Annotated in this window: 15 protein-coding genes; 7 read left to right on the forward strand and 8 right to left on the reverse strand. The window is 69.1% G+C overall.

Going from position 1 to position 21,368, the window contains the following annotated elements:
* The first annotated feature begins 54 nt into the window (after nt 1-54).
* On the forward strand, nt 55-1,428 hold the full coding sequence (locus ACIA5G_RS14520; RefSeq protein ID WP_395923344.1) for an endo-1,4-beta-xylanase: 1,374 nt from the start codon (nt 55-57) through the stop codon (nt 1,426-1,428).
* A 244-nt stretch (nt 1,429-1,672) separates the two neighbouring features.
* Nucleotides 1,673-2,377 carry a FadR/GntR family transcriptional regulator gene (locus ACIA5G_RS14525; protein ID WP_395923345.1) on the forward strand — a complete coding sequence of 235 codons (705 nt, stop codon included), beginning with the start codon at nt 1,673-1,675 and terminating at the stop codon, nt 2,375-2,377.
* Nucleotides 2,378-2,381: 4 nt separating this feature from the next.
* Here ACIA5G_RS14525 and ACIA5G_RS14530 read toward each other — a convergent pair whose 3' ends face one another.
* From ACIA5G_RS14530 to ACIA5G_RS14545, 4 genes are read right to left on the reverse strand one after another with little or no spacing between them, the layout of a single operon-like run.
* Complete coding sequence (locus tag ACIA5G_RS14530) at nt 2,382-3,407, reverse strand: ABC transporter permease (RefSeq protein ID WP_395923346.1); 1,026 nt, start codon at nt 3,405-3,407, stop codon at nt 2,382-2,384.
* Complete coding sequence (locus ACIA5G_RS14535) at nt 3,397-4,899, reverse strand: sugar ABC transporter ATP-binding protein (protein WP_395923347.1); 1,503 nt, start codon at nt 4,897-4,899, stop codon at nt 3,397-3,399. Before ACIA5G_RS14535 ends, ACIA5G_RS14530 begins: the two co-directional genes overlap by 11 nt.
* Nucleotides 4,900-4,927: 28 nt before the next feature.
* Nucleotides 4,928-5,974 carry a sugar ABC transporter substrate-binding protein gene (locus ACIA5G_RS14540; RefSeq protein ID WP_395923348.1) on the reverse strand — a complete coding sequence of 349 codons (1,047 nt, stop codon included), beginning with the start codon at nt 5,972-5,974 and terminating at the stop codon, nt 4,928-4,930.
* A 46-nt stretch (nt 5,975-6,020) separates the two neighbouring features.
* Nucleotides 6,021-7,343, reverse strand: a complete 1,323-nt coding sequence (locus tag ACIA5G_RS14545; protein WP_395923349.1) for an enolase C-terminal domain-like protein — start codon at nt 7,341-7,343, stop codon at nt 6,021-6,023.
* Nucleotides 7,344-7,509: 166 nt separating this feature from the next.
* On the opposite strand from ACIA5G_RS14545, the gene ACIA5G_RS14550 reads away from it, so the two are divergent.
* The 4 genes from ACIA5G_RS14550 to ACIA5G_RS14565 all read left to right on the forward strand — a co-directional run bounded on the left by ACIA5G_RS14550 (nt 7,510) and on the right by ACIA5G_RS14565 (nt 12,005).
* Complete coding sequence (locus ACIA5G_RS14550; RefSeq protein ID WP_395923350.1) at nt 7,510-8,607, forward strand: sugar ABC transporter substrate-binding protein; 1,098 nt, start codon at nt 7,510-7,512, stop codon at nt 8,605-8,607.
* A 13-nt stretch (nt 8,608-8,620) separates the two neighbouring features.
* Complete coding sequence (locus tag ACIA5G_RS14555) at nt 8,621-9,589, forward strand: ABC transporter permease (protein WP_395923351.1); 969 nt, start codon at nt 8,621-8,623, stop codon at nt 9,587-9,589.
* The gene (locus ACIA5G_RS14560) at nt 9,586-10,341 is read left to right on the forward strand and encodes an ATP-binding cassette domain-containing protein (RefSeq protein ID WP_395923352.1); all 756 of its coding nucleotides are present in this window, start codon (nt 9,586-9,588) and stop codon (nt 10,339-10,341) included. The genes ACIA5G_RS14555 and ACIA5G_RS14560 overlap by 4 nt, the downstream gene beginning before the upstream one ends.
* A 218-nt stretch (nt 10,342-10,559) precedes the next feature.
* Entirely contained in the window at nt 10,560-12,005 is a 1,446-nt protein-coding gene (locus ACIA5G_RS14565) for a non-reducing end alpha-L-arabinofuranosidase family hydrolase (RefSeq protein WP_395923353.1), read from the forward strand.
* Nucleotides 12,006-12,090: 85 nt separating this feature from the next.
* Here ACIA5G_RS14565 and ACIA5G_RS14570 read toward each other — a convergent pair whose 3' ends face one another.
* Genes ACIA5G_RS14570 through ACIA5G_RS14585 form a run of 4 tightly spaced genes read right to left on the reverse strand, consistent with a single transcriptional unit; the run spans nt 12,091 to nt 19,412 of the window.
* Nucleotides 12,091-13,509 (reverse strand): endo-1,4-beta-xylanase, encoded by a 1,419-nt coding sequence (locus ACIA5G_RS14570; RefSeq protein WP_395923354.1) that lies wholly within the window; start codon nt 13,507-13,509, stop codon nt 12,091-12,093.
* Between the two features lie 28 nt (nt 13,510-13,537).
* Nucleotides 13,538-15,004, reverse strand: coding sequence for an arabinofuranosidase catalytic domain-containing protein (locus tag ACIA5G_RS14575; RefSeq protein WP_395923355.1), 1,467 nt, complete (start codon nt 15,002-15,004; stop codon nt 13,538-13,540).
* Between the two features lie 32 nt (nt 15,005-15,036).
* The gene (locus tag ACIA5G_RS14580) at nt 15,037-17,418 is read right to left on the reverse strand and encodes a ricin-type beta-trefoil lectin domain protein (protein ID WP_395923356.1); all 2,382 of its coding nucleotides are present in this window, start codon (nt 17,416-17,418) and stop codon (nt 15,037-15,039) included.
* Nucleotides 17,419-17,444: 26 nt separating this feature from the next.
* Nucleotides 17,445-19,412: an alpha-L-fucosidase gene (locus tag ACIA5G_RS14585; RefSeq protein WP_395923357.1), complete on the reverse strand. Its 1,968-nt coding sequence runs from the start codon at nt 19,410-19,412 to the stop codon at nt 17,445-17,447.
* A gap of 254 nt (nt 19,413-19,666) precedes the next feature.
* On the opposite strand from ACIA5G_RS14585, the gene ACIA5G_RS14590 reads away from it, so the two are divergent.
* Nucleotides 19,667-21,295 carry a glycoside hydrolase family 27 protein gene (locus ACIA5G_RS14590; protein WP_395923358.1) on the forward strand — a complete coding sequence of 543 codons (1,629 nt, stop codon included), beginning with the start codon at nt 19,667-19,669 and terminating at the stop codon, nt 21,293-21,295.
* The last annotated feature ends 73 nt before the right edge of the window (nt 21,296-21,368 follow it).

Here is a 21,368-nt window from a genome sequence, read left to right on the forward strand (position 1 = left end):
GGACCGGTCCTCGGGTGGGCTTTTCCTGGGCGTGCGCCTGGAAGGAGACCACGGATGGCAAGAAGTTCGTCGGGCCCACGCGGCAAGCAGTGGTGGCAGTCGCCGGCCAGTCGCGTGCTGGCGGCAGCGGCCACCGTTGCCGCGACAGCCACTGTTCTGGTGACCGCGCCGGGCGCCGATGCCGCGGCCAGCACACTGGGCGCCGCGGCCGCGCAGTCCGGCCGGTACTTCGGCACCGCGATCGCCGGCAGCAGGCTCGGTGATTCCACCTACACCACGATCGCGTCACGCGAGTTCAACATGGTGACGGCCGAAAACGAGATGAAGCCCGACGCGACCGAGCCGAACCAGAACCAGTTCAATTTCTCCGCCGGCGACCAGATCTACAACTGGGCGGTCGGCCACGGCGCCAAGGTCCGCGGCCACACCCTCGCCTGGCACGCCCAGCAGCCGGGCTGGATGCAGAACATGGGCGGCAGTTCACTGCGCAACGCCATGATCAACCACATCCAGAAGGTCATGGCCCACTACCAGGGCAAACTCGCCTACTGGGACGTCGTCAACGAGGCGTTCAACGAAGACGGCAGCCGGCGTTCGTCGAACCTGCAGAGCACGGGCAACGACTGGATCGAGGTCGCGTTCAAGACCGCACGTGCGGCCGACCCGTCGACCAAGCTCTGTTACAACGACTACAACATCGACAACTGGAGCTACGGCAAGACCCAGGGTGTGTACAACATGGTGCGGGACTTCAAGTCCCGCGGAGTGCCGATCGACTGCGTCGGCCTGCAGGCGCACTTCACCGGCGGCAGTTCGGTCCCGAGCAACCTCCAGACCACGATCTCCAGCTTCGCCGCACTCGGCGTCGACGTGGCGCTCACCGAAGTCGACGTCACGAACGCGTCCACCTCGCAGTACGCGGCCCTGACCCAGGCGTGCATGAACGTCGCGCGCTGCGTCGGCATCACCGTGTGGGGCGTCCGGGACAGCGATTCCTGGCGCTCCAACGAAAGTCCCCTTCTCTTCGACGGCAGCGGCAACAAGAAGTCCGCCTACAACTCGGTGCTGAACGTCCTCAACTCCGGAGGCACGACCACCACACCGACCACAACCCCGACCGGTCCCACCACACCGACCACCCCGACCACCACACCGGGCGGCGGCAGTTGCACCGCCTCACTTTCGGCGGGCCAGTCCTGGAGCGACCGGTACAACCTCAACGTCTCGGTCAGCGGCTCCAGCTCGTGGACGGTCACCATGACCGTGCCGAGTCCCGCGAGGATCAGCGCCACCTGGAACATCAACGCCACCTGGCCCAGCAGCCAGGTCCTCGTCGCGACCCCCAACGGGAACGGCAACAACTGGGGGGTCACCATCCAGCACAACGGGAACCGGAACTGGCCCAGCGTCAGCTGCAGCAGTTCCTGACCCGCCCATGAGTCGTCACCAGCCCGTCCGCGAACCGGGACTTCGCGGACGGGCTGGTGGTGTTTCGACGCTCGACCCACTTGAGACCCACGAGGATGCCGAACCGACGGAACATCACATGTCTCAGTAACCGAGAGCAACCCAGCCCGCTTGAACCCATCGAATCAGGCGAAGACGTCCTCGCTTTCGCAACATTCATCATACGACTGATAGGATCTCGGGCAGTCACTGCCCGAGGAGCACCATGGCGAGGTCCCTGACCGACGAAGCGATCGACCGCATCCGGGAGTTCGTCCGATCCGGGCGGTTCCCCGCGGGCTCCCGGCTGCCGCCCGAGCACGAACTGGCCACCGAACTGGGCATCTCCCGCAGTCCGACGCGGGAAGCCGTGAAGGCGCTGGAGCTGGCCCGGGTCCTCGAAGTCCGCCGGGGCGACGGCACCTACGTCACCAGCCTCGCGCCCAGCCTGCTGCTGGAGGGCCTGGGCAACGCGGTGTCGCTCATGCAGGGCAGTGTGCTCGAGCTGACCGAGGTGCGCCGCCTCCTGGAGCCCGCCGCGACCGGCGTGGCCGCCACCAGGATCACCGACGCCCAGCTCCGCACGGTCGCCGAGCTGCTCGACGCGATGGAGGATGCGGTCGAGGACGTCGAGCGCCTGACGGTGCTCGACGCCGCTTTCCACCGCGCGGTGGTCACCGCGACGGGCAACGAAACCCTGACGGCGCTGCTGGACGGCATCTCCTCGCGGACGCTGCGGGCGAGGATCTGGCGCGGCACCGTCGACCGGGGCGTCACGCACGAGACCTTGTCCCAGCACAAAACGATCTACGACGCGCTGGCCGGCCGCGACCCCGCCGTGGCCACCGCGGCCGCGCTGATGCACGTGGACACGTCCGAACGCTGGCTGCGGGCCCACCTGGCCGACTTCCCGAACCTCGAAGACGGGTAGCGCCTCAGCCCTGCCGCTTGCCGCTGGTGATCCGGGACATCACCAGCGCGACCAGGATGATCGTGCCGTTGAGCGCCCCGATCCACTGCGCGGGCACCCCGGCCAGCGTGAGCACGTTCTGGATCATGTACAGCAGCAGGATCCCGGTGAACGCCCCGAAAACCGTGCCGCGGCCGCCGTTCAGGCTGACTCCGCCGATCACCGCCGCGGCGAACACCGTGAAGATGTAGCCGTTCCCCTGCCCCGCCGCCACGGATGCAAGCCGGCCCGAGAGCAGCAGCCCGCCGAGCGCGGCCAGGACGCTCGCTCCGATGAGGACGATCCACACGATGCGGTCGGTCCGGATGCCCGCCGCCTTCGCCGCGTCCTCGTTGCCGCCGATCGCGTAGAGGCTGCGGCCGAACCGGGTGTGGCCGAGCAGGACGACACCGCCGGCGAACAGCAGCACACAGATCCAGATGGACGCCGGGATCCCGGCCCACAGCGTGGTGCCGAGGTAGAGCATCGAATCGGGCATCCCGAAGAACGTCTGGCCGCCGGAGATCCCGGTCAGCAGGCCGCGCAGCACGATCAGCATGCCGAGGGTGACCACGAACCCGCTCAGCCCGAACCGGACGATCAGCAGCGCGTTGAGCGCGCCGACCAGCACCCCGACCAGAAGCACCACCGGCACCGCGGCCCACGTCGGAAGGAGCCCGAGCGAATGGCCGCCGCCGATCGTCAGCCAGGCCGCCACGCCGGGGGCGAGGCCGAACGTGGACTCCAGCGACAGGTCCATCTTGCCGACGACCAGGACCAGCGTCTGGGCGAGCACCAGCAGGGCGATCTCCGACATCGTCTGCAGGATGTTGATCAGGTTGTCGTACTGGAGGAACACGGGGTTCACCAGCTGGCCGACCACGGCGATCGCGACGATCCCGGGCACCAGGGCGAAGTCGCGCACGCGGGCGAGGGCGATCCGCCGCGGCGGCCGGGCGGCCGCGGGCTCGGTCCGTTCCTCGGCGCGCACGGCGGCAGGGCTATCCGGCATCGAGGTCGACTCCTTCCATGGCGGCCACGACCTCGCGGTCCGGCCAGCCGGCGGGGATTTCGGTGCTGAGCCGTCCGTGCACCATGACCAGCACGCGGTCGCAGAGGCGCAGGTCGTCCAGCTCGTCCGAGGCGATCAGCACCGCGGTCCCCCCGGCGGCGGCTTCGGCCACCTTGCCGAGGAGGAACTCCTTCGACCGCACGTCCACCCCCGCGGTCGGGGTGATCAGCACGAGCACCCGGGGATCGCCGGCGAGTGCCCGGGCCATCACGACCTTCTGCTGATTGCCGCCGGAGAGCGCCGACACCGCGAGCTCCGGGCCGGGCGTCTTCACCTCCAGCCGGTCGATCATCGTCCCGGCCAGCCGGTCACGAAGGCCGGACCGGACGAAGATGCCCGGGCCGAGCCGGTCCATGACGGACAGGGTGGTGTTGTCCGCGACCGACATGTCGGGCACGAGCCCTTGCCGGTGGCGGTCTTCCGGGACGAAGCCGATCCCGGCGGCGAGTGCCGCCGGGACGTCGCCGGGGCGAGGACGGTGTTCCCCGACGAGGATGGTGCCCGAGCCGGCCGCCCGCAGCCCGGTCAGCGTTTCGGCGACCTCGGTCTTGCCGCTGCCGCCGGCCCCGGCCAGGCCGACGATCTCCCCCGGCGCAACGTCGAAGGAGACACCTTCGTACTTCGAGGCAAGACTGAGCCCACGGACCTGGAGCACCGGGGGCGAGCCGGACCGCGCCGACGACGGGCGTTCGTCGGCCACGATCGCGTTCTCACCGGTCATCGCCGCGACGAGGCCGGCCTTCGGAAGCTCGGCGACCGGCGCGGTCAGGACGTGCCGGGCGTCGCGGAAGACCGTGACCGTGTCGCAGATCTCGTAGACCTCCTGCAGGTGGTGGCTGATGAACAGGAACGTCACGCCCTGCCGTTGCAGGTCCGCGATATGGCCGAACAGCCGGGTGATGGCGCCGCCGTCCAGCTGCGCGGTCGGCTCGTCGAGGATGACGAACCGCGCGCCGAAGGACAGCGCTCGCGCGATCTCGACGAACTGCCGCTGCTCGACCCCGAGCTCACCCGCGGGCCGGCGGACGTCGACGTCCACCGACCAGCGTTCGAGCAGCTGGGTCGCGGCCCGGCGCACCGCGGACCAGCGGACGAATCCGCGCACGGTCTCCTGCCGGTTCAGGAACAGGTTCTCCGCCACCGAAAGGTCGGGGATGATCGTCGAGCGCTGGTACACGCAGGCGACCAGCGATCGCCAGGCGTCCCGATCGGACAGTCCCGGCGCGGGTTCGCCGTTCAGCAGGAGCGAGCCGGAATCCGGTCCGGTCAGGCCGGTGAGGACGGACACGAGCGTCGACTTCCCGGCGCCGTTGCGGCCGACGAGCGCGTGCGTCTGTCCCGGCAGGACGGTGAGGTCGGCGTGGTCCAGCGCGACGGTGGCGCCGTAGCGCTTGACCACCTGCCGCGCTTCGACGACCGGCACGGTACTCATGTCCACCTCCTCTCCGAAGCCGGTGCGGTCAGCTCTTGCTGTTGCCCCACAGGGACTTGTCGTCGACCTTGACGCTGGCGACCGGGCCGAAGGTGGCGCCGTCCGCGGTGACCAGGGGCGCGGCCAGCTGGTCCTCCATCAAGCCCTCGCGGACCGCGACGATGGTGCTGTCGTGGTCGGTCTTGCCCGGCGCCGGGGTTTTGCCCGCGATGGCGTCCTTGACGTACTGCAGCGCGTACTTGGCGAACAGGTCCGCGGGCTGGGAGACGGTCGCGTCCATCTCGCCCGCCCGGATCTTCTCGAGCTCTTCGGGGATCCCGTCGTTGGACACGATGAACACGTGCTTCGGGTCGGCGGCCGGCACGAGCAGGCCCCGTTGCTTCAGCAGCTGCAGTGTTCCCGAGAGGGCGAAGCTGGACTGCATGTAGACGCCCTTGATGTCCGGGTTCGCGGTCAGCCGGGTCTGCAGCTTCTGGGCCGCGGTGTTGGCGTCCCAGTTGGTGGCCTCACCGAAGACCGTGATGCCGGGGAAGTTCTGCTTCATGCAGTCGTTGAAGGCTTCGGTGCGGTCTCGTCCGTTGATCGACGCCAGGTCGCCCTGCAACATCACGACCTTCCCCTGACCGCCGAGCTTCGTGCCGAGGAACCGGCACGCCTTTTCGCCGTAGGCACGGTTGTCCGCCCGCACGACCATGTAGACGTTGCCCTGGTCGGGACGGGTGTCGACGGACACGACCGGGATCTTCTTCCCGGCCAGCTGCTGCAGCGTCGGGATGATCGCCGCGGTGTCCTGCGGCGCCATGACAACACCCTTGACGCCTTGGCTGATCATCGTCTGCACGTTGGCGGTCAGGGTGGCGACGTCGTTCTGCGAGTTAGTGGTCTTGAGCTCGAGGCCGAGCTGGCCGGCCAGCTGGGGCACGTACTTGATGTAGGCGTTCCAGAAGTCGGTGTCGGAGCGGGGGTAGTCGACGCCGACGACGGTTCCGCCGGAAGCGGCGGTGCCACCGCCACTGCAGCCGGCGAGCAGGCCGGCAGCGACGACGGCGGCCGAGCACAGGTAGCGGATCTTCATGACCTCTCCTCGTTGACAGGCTGCAGAAAGATGTGCGGGCCGGCGGTCACGCGACCACCACCGCTTCGGCGCGCCAGGCCGGACCGTCGGGATACCGGTAGCGCGCGACGGATTCGGTGTGCATGCGGGCTCCGAGGCCCGGCCGGTCCGGCGCCAGGTACCTCCCCCGCTCGACCCGCACCGGGTCGACGAAGTGCTCGTGCAGGTGGTCCACGTATTCGATGACCCGGTCGGCCCGGGTGCCGCTCACCGCGACGAAGTCGAACATCGCCAGGTGCTGCACCATCTCGCAGAGCCCGACCCCGCCCGCGTGCGGGCACACCGGCACGCCGAACTTCGCGGCCAGCAACAGGATCGCGATGTTCTCGGTGACGCCGGCGACCCGGCTCGCGTCGAGCTGGAGGATGTCGATCGCCTCCGCCTGCAGCAGCTGCTTGAACATCACCGCGTTGTGCGTGTGCTCCCCGGTGGCCACCTTGATCGGCGCCACCGCCCGGCGGATCGCGGCGTGGCCGAGCACGTCGTCGGGCGAGGTCGGCTCCTCGATCCAGTACGGGTCGAACTCCGCCAGCGGCCGCAGCCACGCGATGGCCTGCTCGACGCCCCACGCCTGGTTGGCGTCGATCGCGATCCGCACGTCCGGTCCGACGACCTCCCGCGCCAGCCGCAGCCGCCGGACGTCCTCGTCGAGGTCGGCCCCGACCTTGAGCTTGATCTGGGTGAACCCGCCTTCGACCGCCTCCGCCGCGAGTGCCGCCAGCTTGTCCGGCGAATAACCGAGCCAGCCGGGCGTGGTGGTGTAGGCCGGGTAGCCCGACGTGAGCAGTTCGGCCTGGCGGGCCGCGCGGCCCGGTTCGGCGCGCTGGAGGATGTCCAGCGCTTCGTCCCGGGTAAGCGCTTCCCGGAGGTACCGGAAATCGATCAGGTCGGCCAGCTCCGCCGGCGGCAGTTCGGCGAGCAACCGCCAGACCGGCTTGCCTTCGCGGCGCGCCCGCAGATCCCACACGGCGTTGACGATCGCCGCCGCGGCCATGTGGATCGCGCCCTTGTCGGGACCCAGCCACCGGAGTTGGCTATCGCCGGTCAGGCGGCGCGAGAAACCCCCGAGATCGGCGAGTGCGTCGTCCACCGGCATCCCCGCGACCAGGGGCACCAGCGCCCGGACGGCGGCCACCTGCACGTCGTTGCCGCGTCCGACGGTGAACGCGAGGCCGTACCCCTCCTCCCCCGCGCTCGTCCGAAGGGTGACGTACGCGGCGGAGTAGTCGGGTTCCGGGTTCATCGCGTCGGACCCGTCCAGGTTCAGCGACGTCGGGAAACGCACGTCCACGGCTTCGATCGCGCTGATCACCTCGGGCAACGTCGTCACCTCTCACACGAACTCAAGGGACAGACAACATACGTATAGGTACGCCCCGCCCGGCCGATTGTCCAGAAGTCCGGCGATCACGCAGAGAAGCTGGTCGAGACATCATACGTCTGCTACCGTCGATGACAGTTCCGCTCCGGTCCACTGAGACGAACGCGGGGACACGATGACTGCTGAAACAGGCACCACCTCCCGAAGAACCGCACTGAAATACCTGGGCATGGGCGGCGGGACGGTGGCCGCGAGCGCACTGCTCGCGGCGTGCACCGGCGTCCAGGAGGCGCAGAACGGGGGCAAGTCCGGGCCGTTCCCGAGCACCCCGCAGTGGCGGTTCGTGTTCGTCAACCACGTCACCACGAACTCGTTCTTCGTCCCGACCCGGACCGGACTGGCCGACGCCGCCGCGTTGCTCGGCGTACCCGAGCCGCAATGGACCGGCTCGGAGAACGGCAACGTCGCCCAGATGGCGAGCGCCATGGAGACCGCGATCAACAGCAAGGTCGACGGGATCGCCGTCGCGCTGACCGACGACAACGCGTTCACCGACCTCACCAAGCGGGCGCTGGGCCAGGGCATCCCGGTGCTCGCCTACAACGCCAACGCCGCCGGCAACTACCCGCTCACCTACGTCGGCCAGGACCTGTACCTGTCCGGGTTCCGGATGGGACAGCGCATCGCGCAGAAGGTCACCTCCGGCGACATCATCGTGGGCATCTCCCAGCCGGGCGGCAACAACGTCCAGCCGCGGCTCGACGGCATCACCGACGCGCTCAAGCAGGCCGCACCCGGCGTGCGCGTCCAGTCGGTGAACACCGGGGCCGAGCAGGCCGGCGAGCTCAACGCGATGACCGCCGCCTACACCGGGAACACCGCGGCGAAAGGGATCTACGCGGTCGACGCCGGCAGCACCGCCGCGTGCGCGAAGCTGATCGCCGACCGCAAGCTGGCCGGCAAGATCGGCGGCGGCGGGTTCGACCTGCTCGACGACACGGTCACCGGGGTGAAGGACGGCGCGCTCGACTTCACCATCGACCAGTCCCCCTACCTGCAGGGCTTCCTGTCGGTGCTCTACCTGTACCTGTTCCGGCTGTCGGGCACGCTGGTCGCCCCGCCGGTCACCGACACCGGGCTCACGTTCGTCACCAAGGAGAACGTCGGCCCGTACGCGACGGCCCGCAGCCGGTTCGAAGGCGGCGACAACAAGGACGTGATCGCCATGCCGGGCTCGATCCCGGTGCCGCCGGCGTCGGTGCTGAGCCGGTAGCGGGGCGATACCGGTGAGGTCACTGCTGCTCGGCGTGATGCGGGTCAAGGAACTGAGCATCCTGCTGGTCACGATCGCCGCGGGGATCTACTTCACGGTGACCAGTGACGCGTTCAACTCCCTGGACAACTACCAGACGATCGCGCAGTACGTCGCGCCGTGGTCGATCATCGCCGCGGGGCAGGTGATGCTGCTGATCTGCGGCGAAATCGACCTGTCCGCGGGCTTCGTGTTCACCCTTTCCCCGTTCCTGCTGACGCTGTTCTCCGTCAACGGCTGGCCGCTGTGGCTCGCGCTGCTCGGCGCGATCGTGGTGAGCTCGCTGATCGGCGTGGTGAACGGACTGATCCGGACGGTGCTGACGATCCCCTCGTTCATCACCACCCTCGGCATGGCGTTCCTGTTGCAGGGACTGGTGCTCATCATCTCGAACGCCCGCCCGGTCGGTGCGCCGAAGGACGGCTGGGTGGTCGAGGTGTTCGGCGGGTCGCGCTGGAGCGAGTTCCTGTGGGCCGTCGGTGTGGTCGTCCTCATGCAGGTGGTGCTCTCGGCGACCCGGTTCGGCATCCACACCCAGGCCACCGGCGGCAACCCGGTCGGCGCCGCGGAGTCCGGCATCGCGGTCAACCGGGTGAAGGTGGTCAACTTCGCGGTCACCAGCACCCTGGCCGGGCTCGCCGGCATCCTGCAGGGCACCCGGGTCGGCTCGTACGACCCGACGAACGGCGGGTTCACCACGATGTTCTTCGCGGTGGCGGCGGCCGTGATCGGCGGCACGGCGCTGCTCGGCGGTTCCGGCACGGTGGTCGGCGCGTTCCTCGGCGCCCTGCTGCTCGGCATCGTGTTCGACGGGTTCAACCTCACCGGCGTCAGCGCGAACGCGTTCAACCTGGTGCTCGGCGCCGCCATCCTGGGCGCGATGGTGCTGAACGTGACGCTGATCGTCGCCCGCAACCGCGTCGGATCCCGGGAGCTGACATGACCGGCGAGGTCATCCGGATCGAGGAGGTCAGCAAGAGGTTCGGCCCGGTCGAGGCGCTCGCCGACGTCACCCTGCGCGTGCGGCGGGGTGAGATCCTCGGGCTCATCGGGGACAACGGCGCCGGCAAGTCGACGCTGATCAAGATCCTCACCGGCTACCACCAGCCGGACCACGGGAAGATCCTCTTCGAGGGCGAGCCGATCACGCTGAAGTCCGTGGTGCACGCGAGGTCGCTGGGCATCGAGACGGTGTTCCAGGACCTGGCGATGGTCAACGACCTGCCCGTCTACCTGAACCTGCACCTGAACCGCGAGCTGACGCACCGGCCGCTGCCGTTCCTGCGCCGCCGCGAGATGAAGCGCCGCGCGCGGGAGACGCTGGATTCGATCGGCATCAACATCCCGTCGGTGACCGCCGAGGTGGGCATGCTCTCCGGTGGCCAGCGGCAGGCGATCGCGGTGGCCCGGTCGGTGTACTCGAACGCGAAGCTGCTGCTGCTCGACGAGCCGCTCGCCGCGATGGGCGCCAAGGAGAGCGCGGTGATCCTGCGCCTGCTGCGGGAGCTGAAGCAGCGCGGGGACATCGCGATCATCCTCATCGCCCACAACTACGGGCAGGTGATGGACGTCTGCGATCGGGTCAACCTGTTGCAGCACGGCGAAATCACCTTCGACCGGCGGTCCGCGGACACGTCGGTGGCCGAGCTCCTCGAGCTGGTGAACGCGGAGTACCGCCTCGACGACGGAGCCTAGTGCTTCGCGGTGCGGCGACCCTCGGAAATGTAACTTTCATCGCCTCGATGTCCTTTGTGGACCTACCGCGGTGGCCGTGAGGTGGCCCGGCCGCCCGGCCCGGCGTCCGAGCCGTCGAGAACCCGGCCGCCGGATTGACATTTCTTCTCCCGGACGACCAGGGTGGCGCAACGCATGTTAGCGATAACACTCGTCTCGCTCGCCGGGAGAAGGTCGTCATGAACAGAGGAAGTACCAGCCGCAGGGTCCGAGCCCTGATCGGTTTGCTCACCGCCGCGTCAACCGTGGCACTGGCGGTGACGCTGGGGGCCGGCGCGGCCGCGGCCGACGTCACCGGCGCGCTGCGCGGCGCCGGTTCGGGCCGGTGCCTGGACGTCGCGAACACCAGCCAGGCCGACGGCGCCCTCCTGCAGATCTACGACTGCTCGGGCGGGGCGAACCAGCAGTGGACGTCGACCTCCGGCGGCCAGCTGACGGTGTACGGCGGCAAGTGCCTCGACGTGCCCGGCAGCGCGACCACCACCGGCACCCGGGTGCAGATCTGGACCTGTCACGGCGGGGCCAACCAGCAGTGGCGGCTGAACTCCGACGGCTCGATCGCCGGGGTGCAGTCCGGGCTCTGCCTGGACGTCACCGGCGCCGCGACGGCCAACGGCACCGCGGTGGCGCTCTGGACGTGCAACGGCGGCAGCAACCAGAAGTGGACGGGCCTGTCGACCACGCCGACCACGACCACGACCACAACCGGCGGCGGCACCGGCTGCTCCCTTCCCTCGACCTACCGCTGGAGCTCGAGCGGGGTGCTGGCGACGCCGAAGAACGGGTGGGTCTCGCTCAAGGACTTCACCAACGTCGTCTACAACGGCAAGCACCTCGTCTATGCGTCGAACGTCTCGGGATCGTCGTACGGCTCGATGGCCTTCACTCCCTTCACGAACTGGTCCGACATGGCCTCGGCCGGCCAGAACGGGATGAACCAGGGCACCGTGGCGCCCACGCTGTTCTACTTCGCGCCGAAGAACATCTGGGTGCTGGCCTACCAGTGGGGCGCCTGGCCCTTCATCTACCGCACGTCGAGCGACCCCACCAACCCCAACGGCTGGTCCTCGCCGCAGCCGCTGTTCACCGGCAGCATCTCCGGCTCCGGCACCGGCCCGATCGACCAGACGCTGATCGCCGACGGCTCGAACATGTACCTGTTCTTCGCCGGTGACAACGGCAAGATCTACCGGGCGAGCATGCCGATCGGGAACTTCCCGGGCAGCTTCGGCTCGAACTACACGACGATCATGAGCGACACGCAGGCCAACCTCTTCGAAGCCGTCGAGGTCTACAAGGTCCAGGGCCAGAACCAGTACCTGATGATCGTCGAGGCGATGGGCGCGAACGGGCGCTACTTCCGTTCGTTCACCTCCACCAGCCTGAGCGGGTCGTGGACCCCGCAGGCCGCCAGTGAAAGCAACCCCTTCGCCGGCAAGGCCAACAGCGGCGCCTCCTGGACCAACGACATCAGCCACGGTGACCTGGTCCGCACCAACCCCGACCAGACCAAGACCATCGATCCGTGCAACCTGCAGTTCCTCTACCAGGGCAAGAACCCCGGCGCGAGCGGCCCGTACGACCAGCTGCCGTGGCGGCCGGGCGTCCTGACGCTGCAGCGCTAGCCGGTTCCACCCGCTCGAAGAGGCCCCGAGGCACTCCTGGAGAGTGCTTCGGGGCCTCGATGCGGTCAGCAGGTGGTGCCCCTTCCTAGGTCGCCGGTCCGGTCCACTGCTGGTTGGCCCCGCCGTTGCAGGTCCAGATGATCACGGCGGTCCCGTTGGCCGTCGCGGCGCCGATGACGTCCAGGCACAGGCCGGACTGGCCGTTCGTGATGGTGCCGTTGCCGTTCGACGCCCACTTCTGGCCGTTCCCGCCGGTGCAGTTCGCGATCACCGCCGCGGTGCCGGCGGCCGTCCCGCCACCCGCGGTGTCCAGGCACCGCTGCGAACCACCGGAGTAGACGGTCAGCGCCCCGGCGCTCGTGCGGGTCCACTGCTGGTTCGCCCCGCCGTGGCAGTCCCAGATCGCCAGCGCGGTGCCGGCGGTGGTCGACGAGCTGGGCACGTCCAGGCACCGGTTCGCGGCCACGGCACGCACCGCGCCGTTACCGCCGCCACCACCGCTGTTGAGCACGTCGAGGACGGCGGTGTAGGCCTGCTTCTTGCCGTAGTTGCCGTCGAACAGCAGCGGGGTGTCGCCCGAACGCCACGAGTACTTGTCCGTGACACCCCAGGCCGTGATGCCGGTGCAGCGCGAGACCGCCATGCAGGCCTGCGCGACCTGGCGGAACACGTTGGCCTGACCTGACCCCGAGCCGCCGACGTCCAGCTCGGTGATCTGCACGTCGACGCCGAGGTCGGCGAAGCGCTGGAGGTTCGTCTGGTAGCTGCCGAGGTTGGAGTTCGAGCCGAGGTGGCTCTGGAAGCCCACGCAGTCGATCGGCACACCGCGGCTCTTGAAGTCCCGGACCATGTTGTAGATCCCGGTGCTCTTCGCGTTGACGCCGTCGGTGTTGTAGTCGTTGTAGCAGAGCTTGGCGTTCGGGTCGGCGGTGCGAGCCGCGCGGAACGCGTCCTCGATGTAACCGTCACCGAGCTTCTGCTGGAACACCGACTGCCGGCGGGTGCCGTTCTCCTCGAACGCCTCGTTGACGACGTCCCACGCGTAGAGCTGGCCCTTCCAGTGGCCGGCCACCTGGCTGATGTGGTTCAGCATCGCCGAGCGCAGGTTGCTCGCGTCCAGCCCGCTCACCCACCCGGCCAGCTGCCCGTGCCACACCAGTGTGTGCCCGCGGATCTTCATTCCTTTGCCGCGGCCCTGGCTGACGATCTGCTCCCCCGGCCCGAAGTTGAACTGGTTGCGGTTCGGCTCGACCGTGGCCCACTTCATCTCGTTTTCCGGGGTGACGCCGTTGTGCTCCGCCGTCCAGGTGTTCACGTAGGCCGACTCGCCGAGGTGGCTCGTGGAGATCGCGGCGCCGAAGTACCTTCCGCTCTGCGCCGCCGCGGCCCCGAGTGTGCTCGCCGCTCCGGCGGTGCCGGGGAACAGCACCAGGGCGCTCGCCGCGAGACCGGCGGTCGCCGTGGTGGCGAGCGCGGTCCGCCAGCGGGATGGACTGGAAGTCATGACAAACCTCGTTCCGTCGTCGAAGGTCCTAGCCCAGCGTCCACTGCTGGTTGCTGCCGCCGTTGCAGGTCCACAGCTCGACCAGGGCGCCATTGGCCGTGGACGCGCTCGTCACGTCCAGGCACAGGCCGGACTGCCCACCGGTGACCGTGCCGTTCGAGTTGACGGTCCACTGCTGGTTGGCCCCGCCGTTGCAGGACCAGGTCACCACCTTCGTCCCGGCACTGGTCCCGTTGCCCGAGGCGTCCAGGCAGAGCGTCTGCCCGCCGACGGTGGCCGTCAGCTGGTTCGACGACGTGCGGGTCCACGTCTGGTTCGCCTGGCCGCTGCAGCTGTAGATCTGCAGCTGGGTGCCGGCCGTCGTGGTGGAGCCCGGGATGTCGAGGCACTTGCCGGCGCCCACCGCGTGCAGCGGCCCCGTGCTGGTGCCGCTGCCGCCGGTGCCGTAGCCGGCGGCGGTGATGTTCGCCTGCACCGCGTTCTCGGTGGCGTCCGACGGGTAGCCCGACGTCATCACGCCCTCGTAGAAGGTGCCCGCGGAGCCGATGCTGTTGTCACCCCCGGTGCCGAGGATGATCGCGCCTTCCTTGCGCATCGGGTTGTACCCGGACACGTTGGGGCGGGCACCGTCGTAGAAGGTGGACAGGCCGCCGGACTGCGCGTTGCCGCCGCGGATCGCCCAGTGGTTGGGCGCACCCTTGATGATGGCGGTCAGGTAGCGGTGGCTGATGCTGGGGTCGTTGGCGTTGTAGCGCTGGTTGATTCCGGAGAACAGGCCGTTCTCGAGGTCCGCCATGATCCACGGGCCGTTCCCGGCGCCGTAGCCCCAGACCTTGATGTTGCCGAAGTAGATGGCCTCCATCGTGCCGTTGCCGTTGTCCCGGCTGTTGCGCTCGGCGTTGCCGTAGTCGAAGCAGCAGCCGCCGTTGTAGTGCGTGCCGTCGAAGATCGCGTACATGCCCTCCGGCTGGTCGCCGGTCGCGGTGCCGGTGGCGTTGTTGTTGCGGTAGCCGGTTCCGGGAGCCACGAAGACGCCGTAGGCACGCTGGCCGCCGATGGTGATCGGGGCGGCGGTCGCGTTGGCCAGGTTGTCGTACCCACCGGCCGCCGGGCCGGAGAACCCGCCGGGCGGGGCCTGCGTGAGGTGGTTGCCGCGGCCGGACTGGTCGTAGATGACGGTGATCAGGCACGTCGTGCCGCTGCAGAAGGAATCCTGGGTCGCGGCGTTCGCGACACCGCCGGCGCTCAGGACGCCGACGTCCCGCGTCGTGTTGTCGGAGGACCGCCGGACTTGGTACAGGGCTCCGTTGTACGAGCCGTACAGTGCGCGGGTGGTGGAATGCGCGGCGACGCAGGGCGTGCTGCCGGCGGCGTAGAGGTCGCACGGTCCTTGCGTGGCGGCCTGCGCCGGCGCGGCCGGGCCGGCCAGCGCGCCCGCGGCAAGCACTATCGCGGCTCCCGCGGTCCGAAGCGACCTTTTCCATCGTGGGGTCATGAGCGAACTCCTTTGTCCGGTCGGGGATGCGGTCAGCTTCGGGTCCACTTCTGGGCGCTGCTGCCTGTGCAAGCCTGCAGGGTCACCGGTGCGCTGTTCCCGGTGCCGCTCGGGCCGAGGCACAGTCCTGATGGGACGCCGGTGATCGTGCCGTCGGTGTTGGCGTTCCATTGCTGGTTGGTGCCGCCCGTGCAGTCCCAGATGATCACCCGGGTGCCGGCCGCCGTGCTCGCGCCCTCGGCGTCGAGGCACTTGGCGCCGTACACCTGGAGCTGCTTGCCGGAGGTGAGCGTCCACTGCTGGTTGCCGCCGCCGTTGCAGTCCCACAACGTCACCTGGGTGCCGTTGGTCTGCGACGCGCTCGGGACATCGAGGCAGCGGCTCGAAGCCGTGTTGCGCAGCACGGAGGTCGACCCGCCGCCCGAGCCCGTCACGGCGAGGTTGTCGAACTGGGCGGTCTCCCCCGTGCTCGTGCCGATCCCGGCCTGGCCGGCCGGGAGGGTGCTGTCGGTGACCGTCCCGAGCACGGCGCCGTCCACGGAAGCGGTGATGGTGCTGCCGGAGAAGCCCAGTGACAGCTTGTGCCAGCTGTTGGTGCCGAGCGCGGTCGTCGTGCCGCTGCGCAGCGTGGTGACCTGCTGGCTGGTGTTGTTGCGCCGGATCGACCACGCGCCGGTATCGCTGACGCGCAGGTAGTAGGCGTTCACCGCACCCTGGTTGCCCGTGTCCTGCGAGCCGACGCGGCCGAGCAGCTCGACGTACCCGGCCTTCTCCAGCAGCACGTCCGCGTTGACCGTGTAGTTGCTCCAGGCCACATTGCCCAGCAGGGCGTAGGGATCGACGAACTTCTTCCAGGGGATCGTCTTCTGCGGCGCGGCCTGGCGCACGCACGTGCCGGAGCGGCCGGCGCCACACGACGACGTCTCGAAGGCGCCCTCCATGTCCATCAGGTACTTGGCTTCCTTGCCCTTCGCGTACCCGTCGAAGTTGTCGCTGTAGGGCAGGTTCAGCGACCCCTGTGCCGGGCTGGTCGCGGTGCCCTTGCCCTGCCCGGTGGTGGTCGTGATCGTGTACTGATAGCCGGGCTGAGCGGTCAGGGAGAACGCACCGCCGGACGGGGTGATGTCGGTGGTGTGCACGAAGTGGTCCGCGGGGTTGTTCGAGTTCAGGTTGGTCGCCCACACGTGCACCTGGCCGGTGGACAGGCCGCCGGTGACGTTCAGGTTCAGCGTCTGGGCCGAGGTGGCGTCCATCGTCTCGATGATCGTGCTGTAGTCGGAGGTGGTCGGGGACTTCAGCGAGACGTAGCTGCCGTTGGCGCGGTTGCCGCCGAGGTAGCCGCTGGAGGCGTCGAGGTACCTCCAGCCGGGCGCGGTGAACTGCGTGGTGTGCGCCAGGGCCCAGGCGTCCTTGCCGACCGAGTAGTAGCCCGACCACGGCTGGTTGGCCAGCACCAGGCCCACGGTCGGCCAGGGGATGTTCGGCGTGGTGGCGGCGATGAGGTCCCAGTTGAGGTACGCGGTCATCTTGCCGTCGAGGTAAACGCGGTTGATGCCACGGGCCAACGGCTTGGCGCCGTCGTTGTAGTCCTGGGAACCGTTCTCGCTGGACCACAGCGTCTTGCCCGTGTTGGTGACGCTGGCCGGAACACTGCACGACGTCTGCGCGCTGAGGTAGCCGCACGTGTAGTGGGCGCTGAGCACGTCGGTCGCGTTGCGGTAGGCCGTGTTGGTCGAGACGGCACTCGCGGGTCCCCAGTCTCCCGGCCACGAGTCACCGGAGATGACTTTGACGGCGTTGTACCCGTTGGCGTTGAGCGCGTTGCGGAGGGTGACGGTCCAGTCGGCGCTCCACTGCTTCTCGTTCTGGACGCTCGTGAGGTAGTCGATCGTCAGCCCGTGCTGCTTGGCGCACCCGAGCCACGAAAGGTAGTAGCCGGTCAGGTCGTCGGAGAAGAACGTGCCGTTGCCGATCCAGCCCGGCGCGCCCCAGGGCAGGCCCACGAGCTTGATGCCGGGGTTGCGCGCCTTGGCCTGCTCCAGGATCCACCACTCGTACCCGCGGTTGCAGTCGAGGTCGCCGCGGAAGTGGGCGTGGCTGGGCTCCGCGCCGCTGGTGGAGTTGGTGTCCCCGCCCATCTCCACCTTGAGGATCTGCAGCGCGGCGCCGTACCCCGGCTTGAACAGGTAGTCGAGGATCTGGCCGCGCTGGGGCTCGGGGTAGTCGATCAGCAGCCGGCTGTTGCCCCCGCCGCCGCTGACCGCGCCGACGCCGTCGAACGTGCGGCCGGCCGATCCGCCGTTGATCGTGATCGAGGTGGCGGCCTCGGCCGGCGCGGCACCGGCCACCACACCGCCGGCGAGGAGGACGACGGCGACCATCGAGGCTCGCGCCCTCCGGAACAGGGTTGGCATGGCAGTTCTCGCTTCCGACGAAGGGGTCAGACGGCCGTGACGGTCCACTGGTTGTTGGTGCTGCTGTTCGGCGCCCACAGGACCACCGGGGAGCCGGCCGTGGTGGTGCCCGCACCGTCGAGCGCCGTGCCGGTGCCCCGGTTGACGATCTGGTAGCGGCCGTTCCCGAGCCCGGCGAGCCGCCACTGCTGGTTGTCGCTCCCGGTCCAGGCCGCCTGCACGGCGTTGACGCCGTTGCCGGTCCGGCCGCCGCTGTCGGCGACCATGCCGTTGGTGCGGTTGACGATCCGGTGGTAGCCGCTGCCCAGGTCCACGAGTTGCCACTGCAGGTTGGCCGAACCGTCGTAGGACCACTGCTTGAGCACCGACCCGGCCGTGACGTTCCCGCCGCTGTCGAGCACCAGACCGGTCGTGACGTTCGCGATCCGCACCCAGCTCGTCGGGAGCGGGCCGGAGCCCAGGGCCGGGATCTGGCCGGAGAACGTCAGCTTCACCACGTACGCCGGGGCGCTGAACGGCGTCGACGGCAGCCGGATGTGCAGCCCGGAGCCGTCCTGGGTGCGGTCGGGCAGGTCGGTGTACAACCCGGCGGTGGCGCCGAGCAGCTGGACGGACCGCAGCGAACCGAGGTTGATCCGGCCCGAGCCGAGCGTCCCGATGTCCAGCGTGCTGCCCGGCCAGCCCAGGACCGTGGCGTACAGGACGGTGTTGTCCTTGCTGCGGGTGAACCGGATGTCGCGGTTGGTGCCCTCGCGCGGCGTCGTGAAGGAGCCGCCGCCCATCTGCGTCGGGCCTTCGCCGTAGGCCGACCAGGCGCGGGTCGCGTAGATGGATTCCCCGAAGCGGGCGAGGTAGTCGCCGATGCCGAGCAGGATCGTCCGCTGTCCCGAGGGGATGGTGCCGTCGGCCATCGGCGCGATGTTCAGCAGCATGGTGCCGTTCTTGCTGACGCGGTCGATCAGCGAGTGCAGCATCGCCTTCATCGAGTAGTAGCCGATTCCCGTCGTGTAGCACCAGCTCGAGCTGGAGATGCTGTCGTCGGTCAGCCAGTACGGGTTCTGGATGTCCCCCGGTCCGCCGCGTTCGAAGTCGAAGACCTCGCCTCGGTTGTTGAAGCCGTCTTTGTAGGTCGCGACGACGTCCTTGTTCCACGCGACGGCCTTGTTGTAGTAGTACGAAAGGAAGTCGAGTCGCCGGGCCTCGTCGACGCGGGGGAGGTTGAAGTACTGCCAGAGCAGGTCCGGCTGGTATCCGTCGATGACTTCGGCGAGCTTGTCGTACCAGAGCTGGTTCTCCGCCGCCGAGCCCAGCTGGCCGTAGAGCTTGCGCAGACTGGCGTCGGACTGCGATGGCACGTGGTCGTAGTAGCCGGTGAAGTGATAGGCGTGGTGCAGCGACACCATGAACTTCAGGCCCCGGGCGCGGATCGCGTCGGCGTGCAGCCGCACCAGGTCCAGCCGAGGCCCCTTGGCAACCGAGTTCCACTCGTTGACGGCGCTGTTCCACATCGAGAACCCGTCATGATGCTCGGCGACCGGCCCGGCAAACTTGGCACCCGCGTCGGCGAAGAGCTGCGCCCACTCCGCCGGGTCGAAGCTCCCGCCCGCGGACTTGAGCTTCGGCGCGAACTGCACCCAGTTGCCCGCTTTGTCCCGGGCTCCGTTGACGAAGTTGTGGTAGGGCCACGCCGACGGGTCGCCGTACACGGCCTTGTGGTGGTTGTTCTCCACCGATCCCCCGACGTACATGTTCCGCGGGTACCACTCGTTGCCGAACGCGGGGACGCTGAAGACGCCCCAGTGGAAGTAGATGCCGAACTTGGCGTCCTGGAACCATTCCGCCGCGGGCGGGTGCTGGTCGACCGACGACCAGCTCGGTGTGTAACTGCTGGGACCGGCGGTGGCCCACGCGGCTCCGCCGCGCAGGAGGCCGGCCGTCGCCGCGCCGCTCACCGTGATCAGACCCAGCATCGTGCGACGGCTGAACTCGGGCATGGCGGGAAAGCCTCCTCGGCTCCGGTATTGAGTTAGCGCTAACAAGATCTGTCTAGGCTCACCCGAAGCCGAGGGTCAACCCCGGTGGCGAAACCAATCGGGAAACGCGGCGAAACCCCAGCGTGGACCGCACGGGGCAGGTGAAACTTTCAGGCACCGCGGCGAATGCTTGTGAGCGTGAACATCGCCGTGCCACACTGCTTCTCGCCTGGCCTCGGAGCGCGAGCAACGGTGACCGAACCGAAGGAGCACCCGTGAAAGCCGCTTCGACAACCGTCCGACGCCGGCGCACCCTCACCCTGGGCGTCGCGCTGCTGTGCGCGCTGGGCGTGACACCGTCCGCCGCGGCCGCGCCCGGCAGTCCGGCGCTCACCCCGCCACTGGGATGGAACAGCTGGAACAGCTTCGGCTGCGGCGTCACCGAGACCGCGATCCGCCAGGCCGCCGACGCGATGGTCTCGTCCGGGATGAAGGACGCGGGCTACCAGTACGTTGTGGTCGACGACTGCTGGTTCGACCCGCAACGCGACTCCTCAGGCGCTCTGCGCGCCAGCTCGTCGAAGTTCCCCAGCGGCATGAAGGCGCTGGGCGACTACATCCACGGCCGCGGCCTGAAGTTCGGCATCTACCAGGTGCCGACCGACCGCACCTGCGCCCAGCGGACCGGCACCTACCCCGGGTCCACCGGCAGTGCGGGGCACGAGGTCCAGGACGCCGCCACCTTCGCGTCCTGGGGCGTGGACTACCTGAAGTACGACTGGTGCTCCCCCGCCGGCACGCGCGACGAGCAGGTCGCCCGGTTCACGATCATGCGGGACGCGGTGCGGGCCACCGGCCGCCCGATCGTCTACAGCATCAACCCCAACAGCTACCACGCCATCACCGGTGACAAGTACGACTGGGGCCAGGTCGCGGACCTCTGGCGCACCACCGAAGACCTGCTGGACATCTGGCAGAACGGCAACACCAACAGCTACCCGATGGGTGTCGGCAACGTCCTCGACGTCACCGCCCCGCTGGCCGCCCAGGCCGGCCCGGGGCACTGGAACGACCCGGACATGCTCGTGGTCGGCCGGCCCGGGCTGTCGCTGACCGAGTCCCGCGCGCACTTCGCCCTGTGGGCGCTCACGGCCGCGCCGCTGATGGCGGGCAACGACATCCGCACGATGTCGGCCGACATCAGCGCGGTGCTGAGGAACCCCCGGCTACTGGCGGTCGACCAGGACCGGCTCGGCGCCGGGGGCCGCCGGGTGCGTGACGACGGCAACGCCGAGGTCTTCGCCAAGCCGCTGGCCGACGGGTCGGTCGCGGTCGGGTTGCTCAACCGCGGGAGCGGGACGGCCACCGTCAGCACGACCGCCGCGCAGATCGGGCTCTCCGGCACGGCGTTCACCCTGACCGACGTGTGGACCGGCGCGACGTCCACGACCGGCGGGGCGATCGGCGCGAGCGTGCCCGCGCACGGTGTTGCGGCGTACCGGGTATCGGGTGGTTCTCCGCTGGCCGCGACGACGTCACGGCTGCGCGGCGCGGGCTCCGGCCGCTGTCTCGACGTCGACAACGCCTCGACGGCCGCCGGCGCCGGCACGCTGCTCTGGGACTGCCAGACCGCGGCGAACCAGCTGTGGACCACCTGGGACAACGGCGAGATCCGCGTGTTCGGCGACAAGTGCCTCAACGGCGCCACCAGCGGGGCGCGGGTGACGAGCACACCGTGCACCGGGCAGGACAACCAGAAATGGACGTCGGGTGCGGACGGCTCGGTTCGCAACGTCCACTCCGGACTGTGCCTGGACGCCGAAGGCGCGGCCACCGCCAACGGGACCCACACGATCCTGTGGTCCTGCAACGGACAGCCGAACCAGCGGTGGAGCCGCACCTGAGCGCTACCGCCCCGAAGGCGGAAAGCCGGACGCCCGAGCCGTTCCCTGACGGCTCGGGCGTCCGGCTCTCCCC

The organism is Amycolatopsis sp. NPDC051758 (genome assembly GCF_044453095.1).
Lineage (GTDB): Bacteria > Actinomycetota > Actinomycetes > Mycobacteriales > Pseudonocardiaceae > Amycolatopsis.

Bases quoted from the DNA above. Each gene is read 5' to 3' on its own strand.
- ACIA5G_RS14520 (WP_395923344.1), top strand. From the start codon at position 55: ATGGCAAGAAGTTCGTCGGGCCCACGCGGCAAGCAGTGGTGGCAGTCG.
- ACIA5G_RS14525 (WP_395923345.1), top strand. From the start codon at position 1,673: ATGGCGAGGTCCCTGACCGACGAAGCGATCGACCGCATCCGGGAGTTC.
- ACIA5G_RS14530 (WP_395923346.1), bottom strand. From the start codon at position 3,407: ATGCCGGATAGCCCTGCCGCCGTGCGCGCCGAGGAACGGACCGAGCCC.
- ACIA5G_RS14535 (WP_395923347.1), bottom strand. From the start codon at position 4,899: ATGAGTACCGTGCCGGTCGTCGAAGCGCGGCAGGTGGTCAAGCGCTAC.
- ACIA5G_RS14540 (WP_395923348.1), bottom strand. From the start codon at position 5,974: ATGAAGATCCGCTACCTGTGCTCGGCCGCCGTCGTCGCTGCCGGCCTG.
- ACIA5G_RS14550 (WP_395923350.1), top strand. From the start codon at position 7,510: ATGACTGCTGAAACAGGCACCACCTCCCGAAGAACCGCACTGAAATAC.
- ACIA5G_RS14560 (WP_395923352.1), top strand. From the start codon at position 9,586: ATGACCGGCGAGGTCATCCGGATCGAGGAGGTCAGCAAGAGGTTCGGC.
- ACIA5G_RS14565 (WP_395923353.1), top strand. From the start codon at position 10,560: ATGAACAGAGGAAGTACCAGCCGCAGGGTCCGAGCCCTGATCGGTTTG.
- ACIA5G_RS14570 (WP_395923354.1), bottom strand. From the start codon at position 13,509: ATGACTTCCAGTCCATCCCGCTGGCGGACCGCGCTCGCCACCACGGCG.
- ACIA5G_RS14575 (WP_395923355.1), bottom strand. From the start codon at position 15,004: ATGACCCCACGATGGAAAAGGTCGCTTCGGACCGCGGGAGCCGCGATA.
- ACIA5G_RS14580 (WP_395923356.1), bottom strand. From the start codon at position 17,418: ATGCCAACCCTGTTCCGGAGGGCGCGAGCCTCGATGGTCGCCGTCGTC.
- ACIA5G_RS14585 (WP_395923357.1), bottom strand. From the start codon at position 19,412: ATGCCCGAGTTCAGCCGTCGCACGATGCTGGGTCTGATCACGGTGAGC.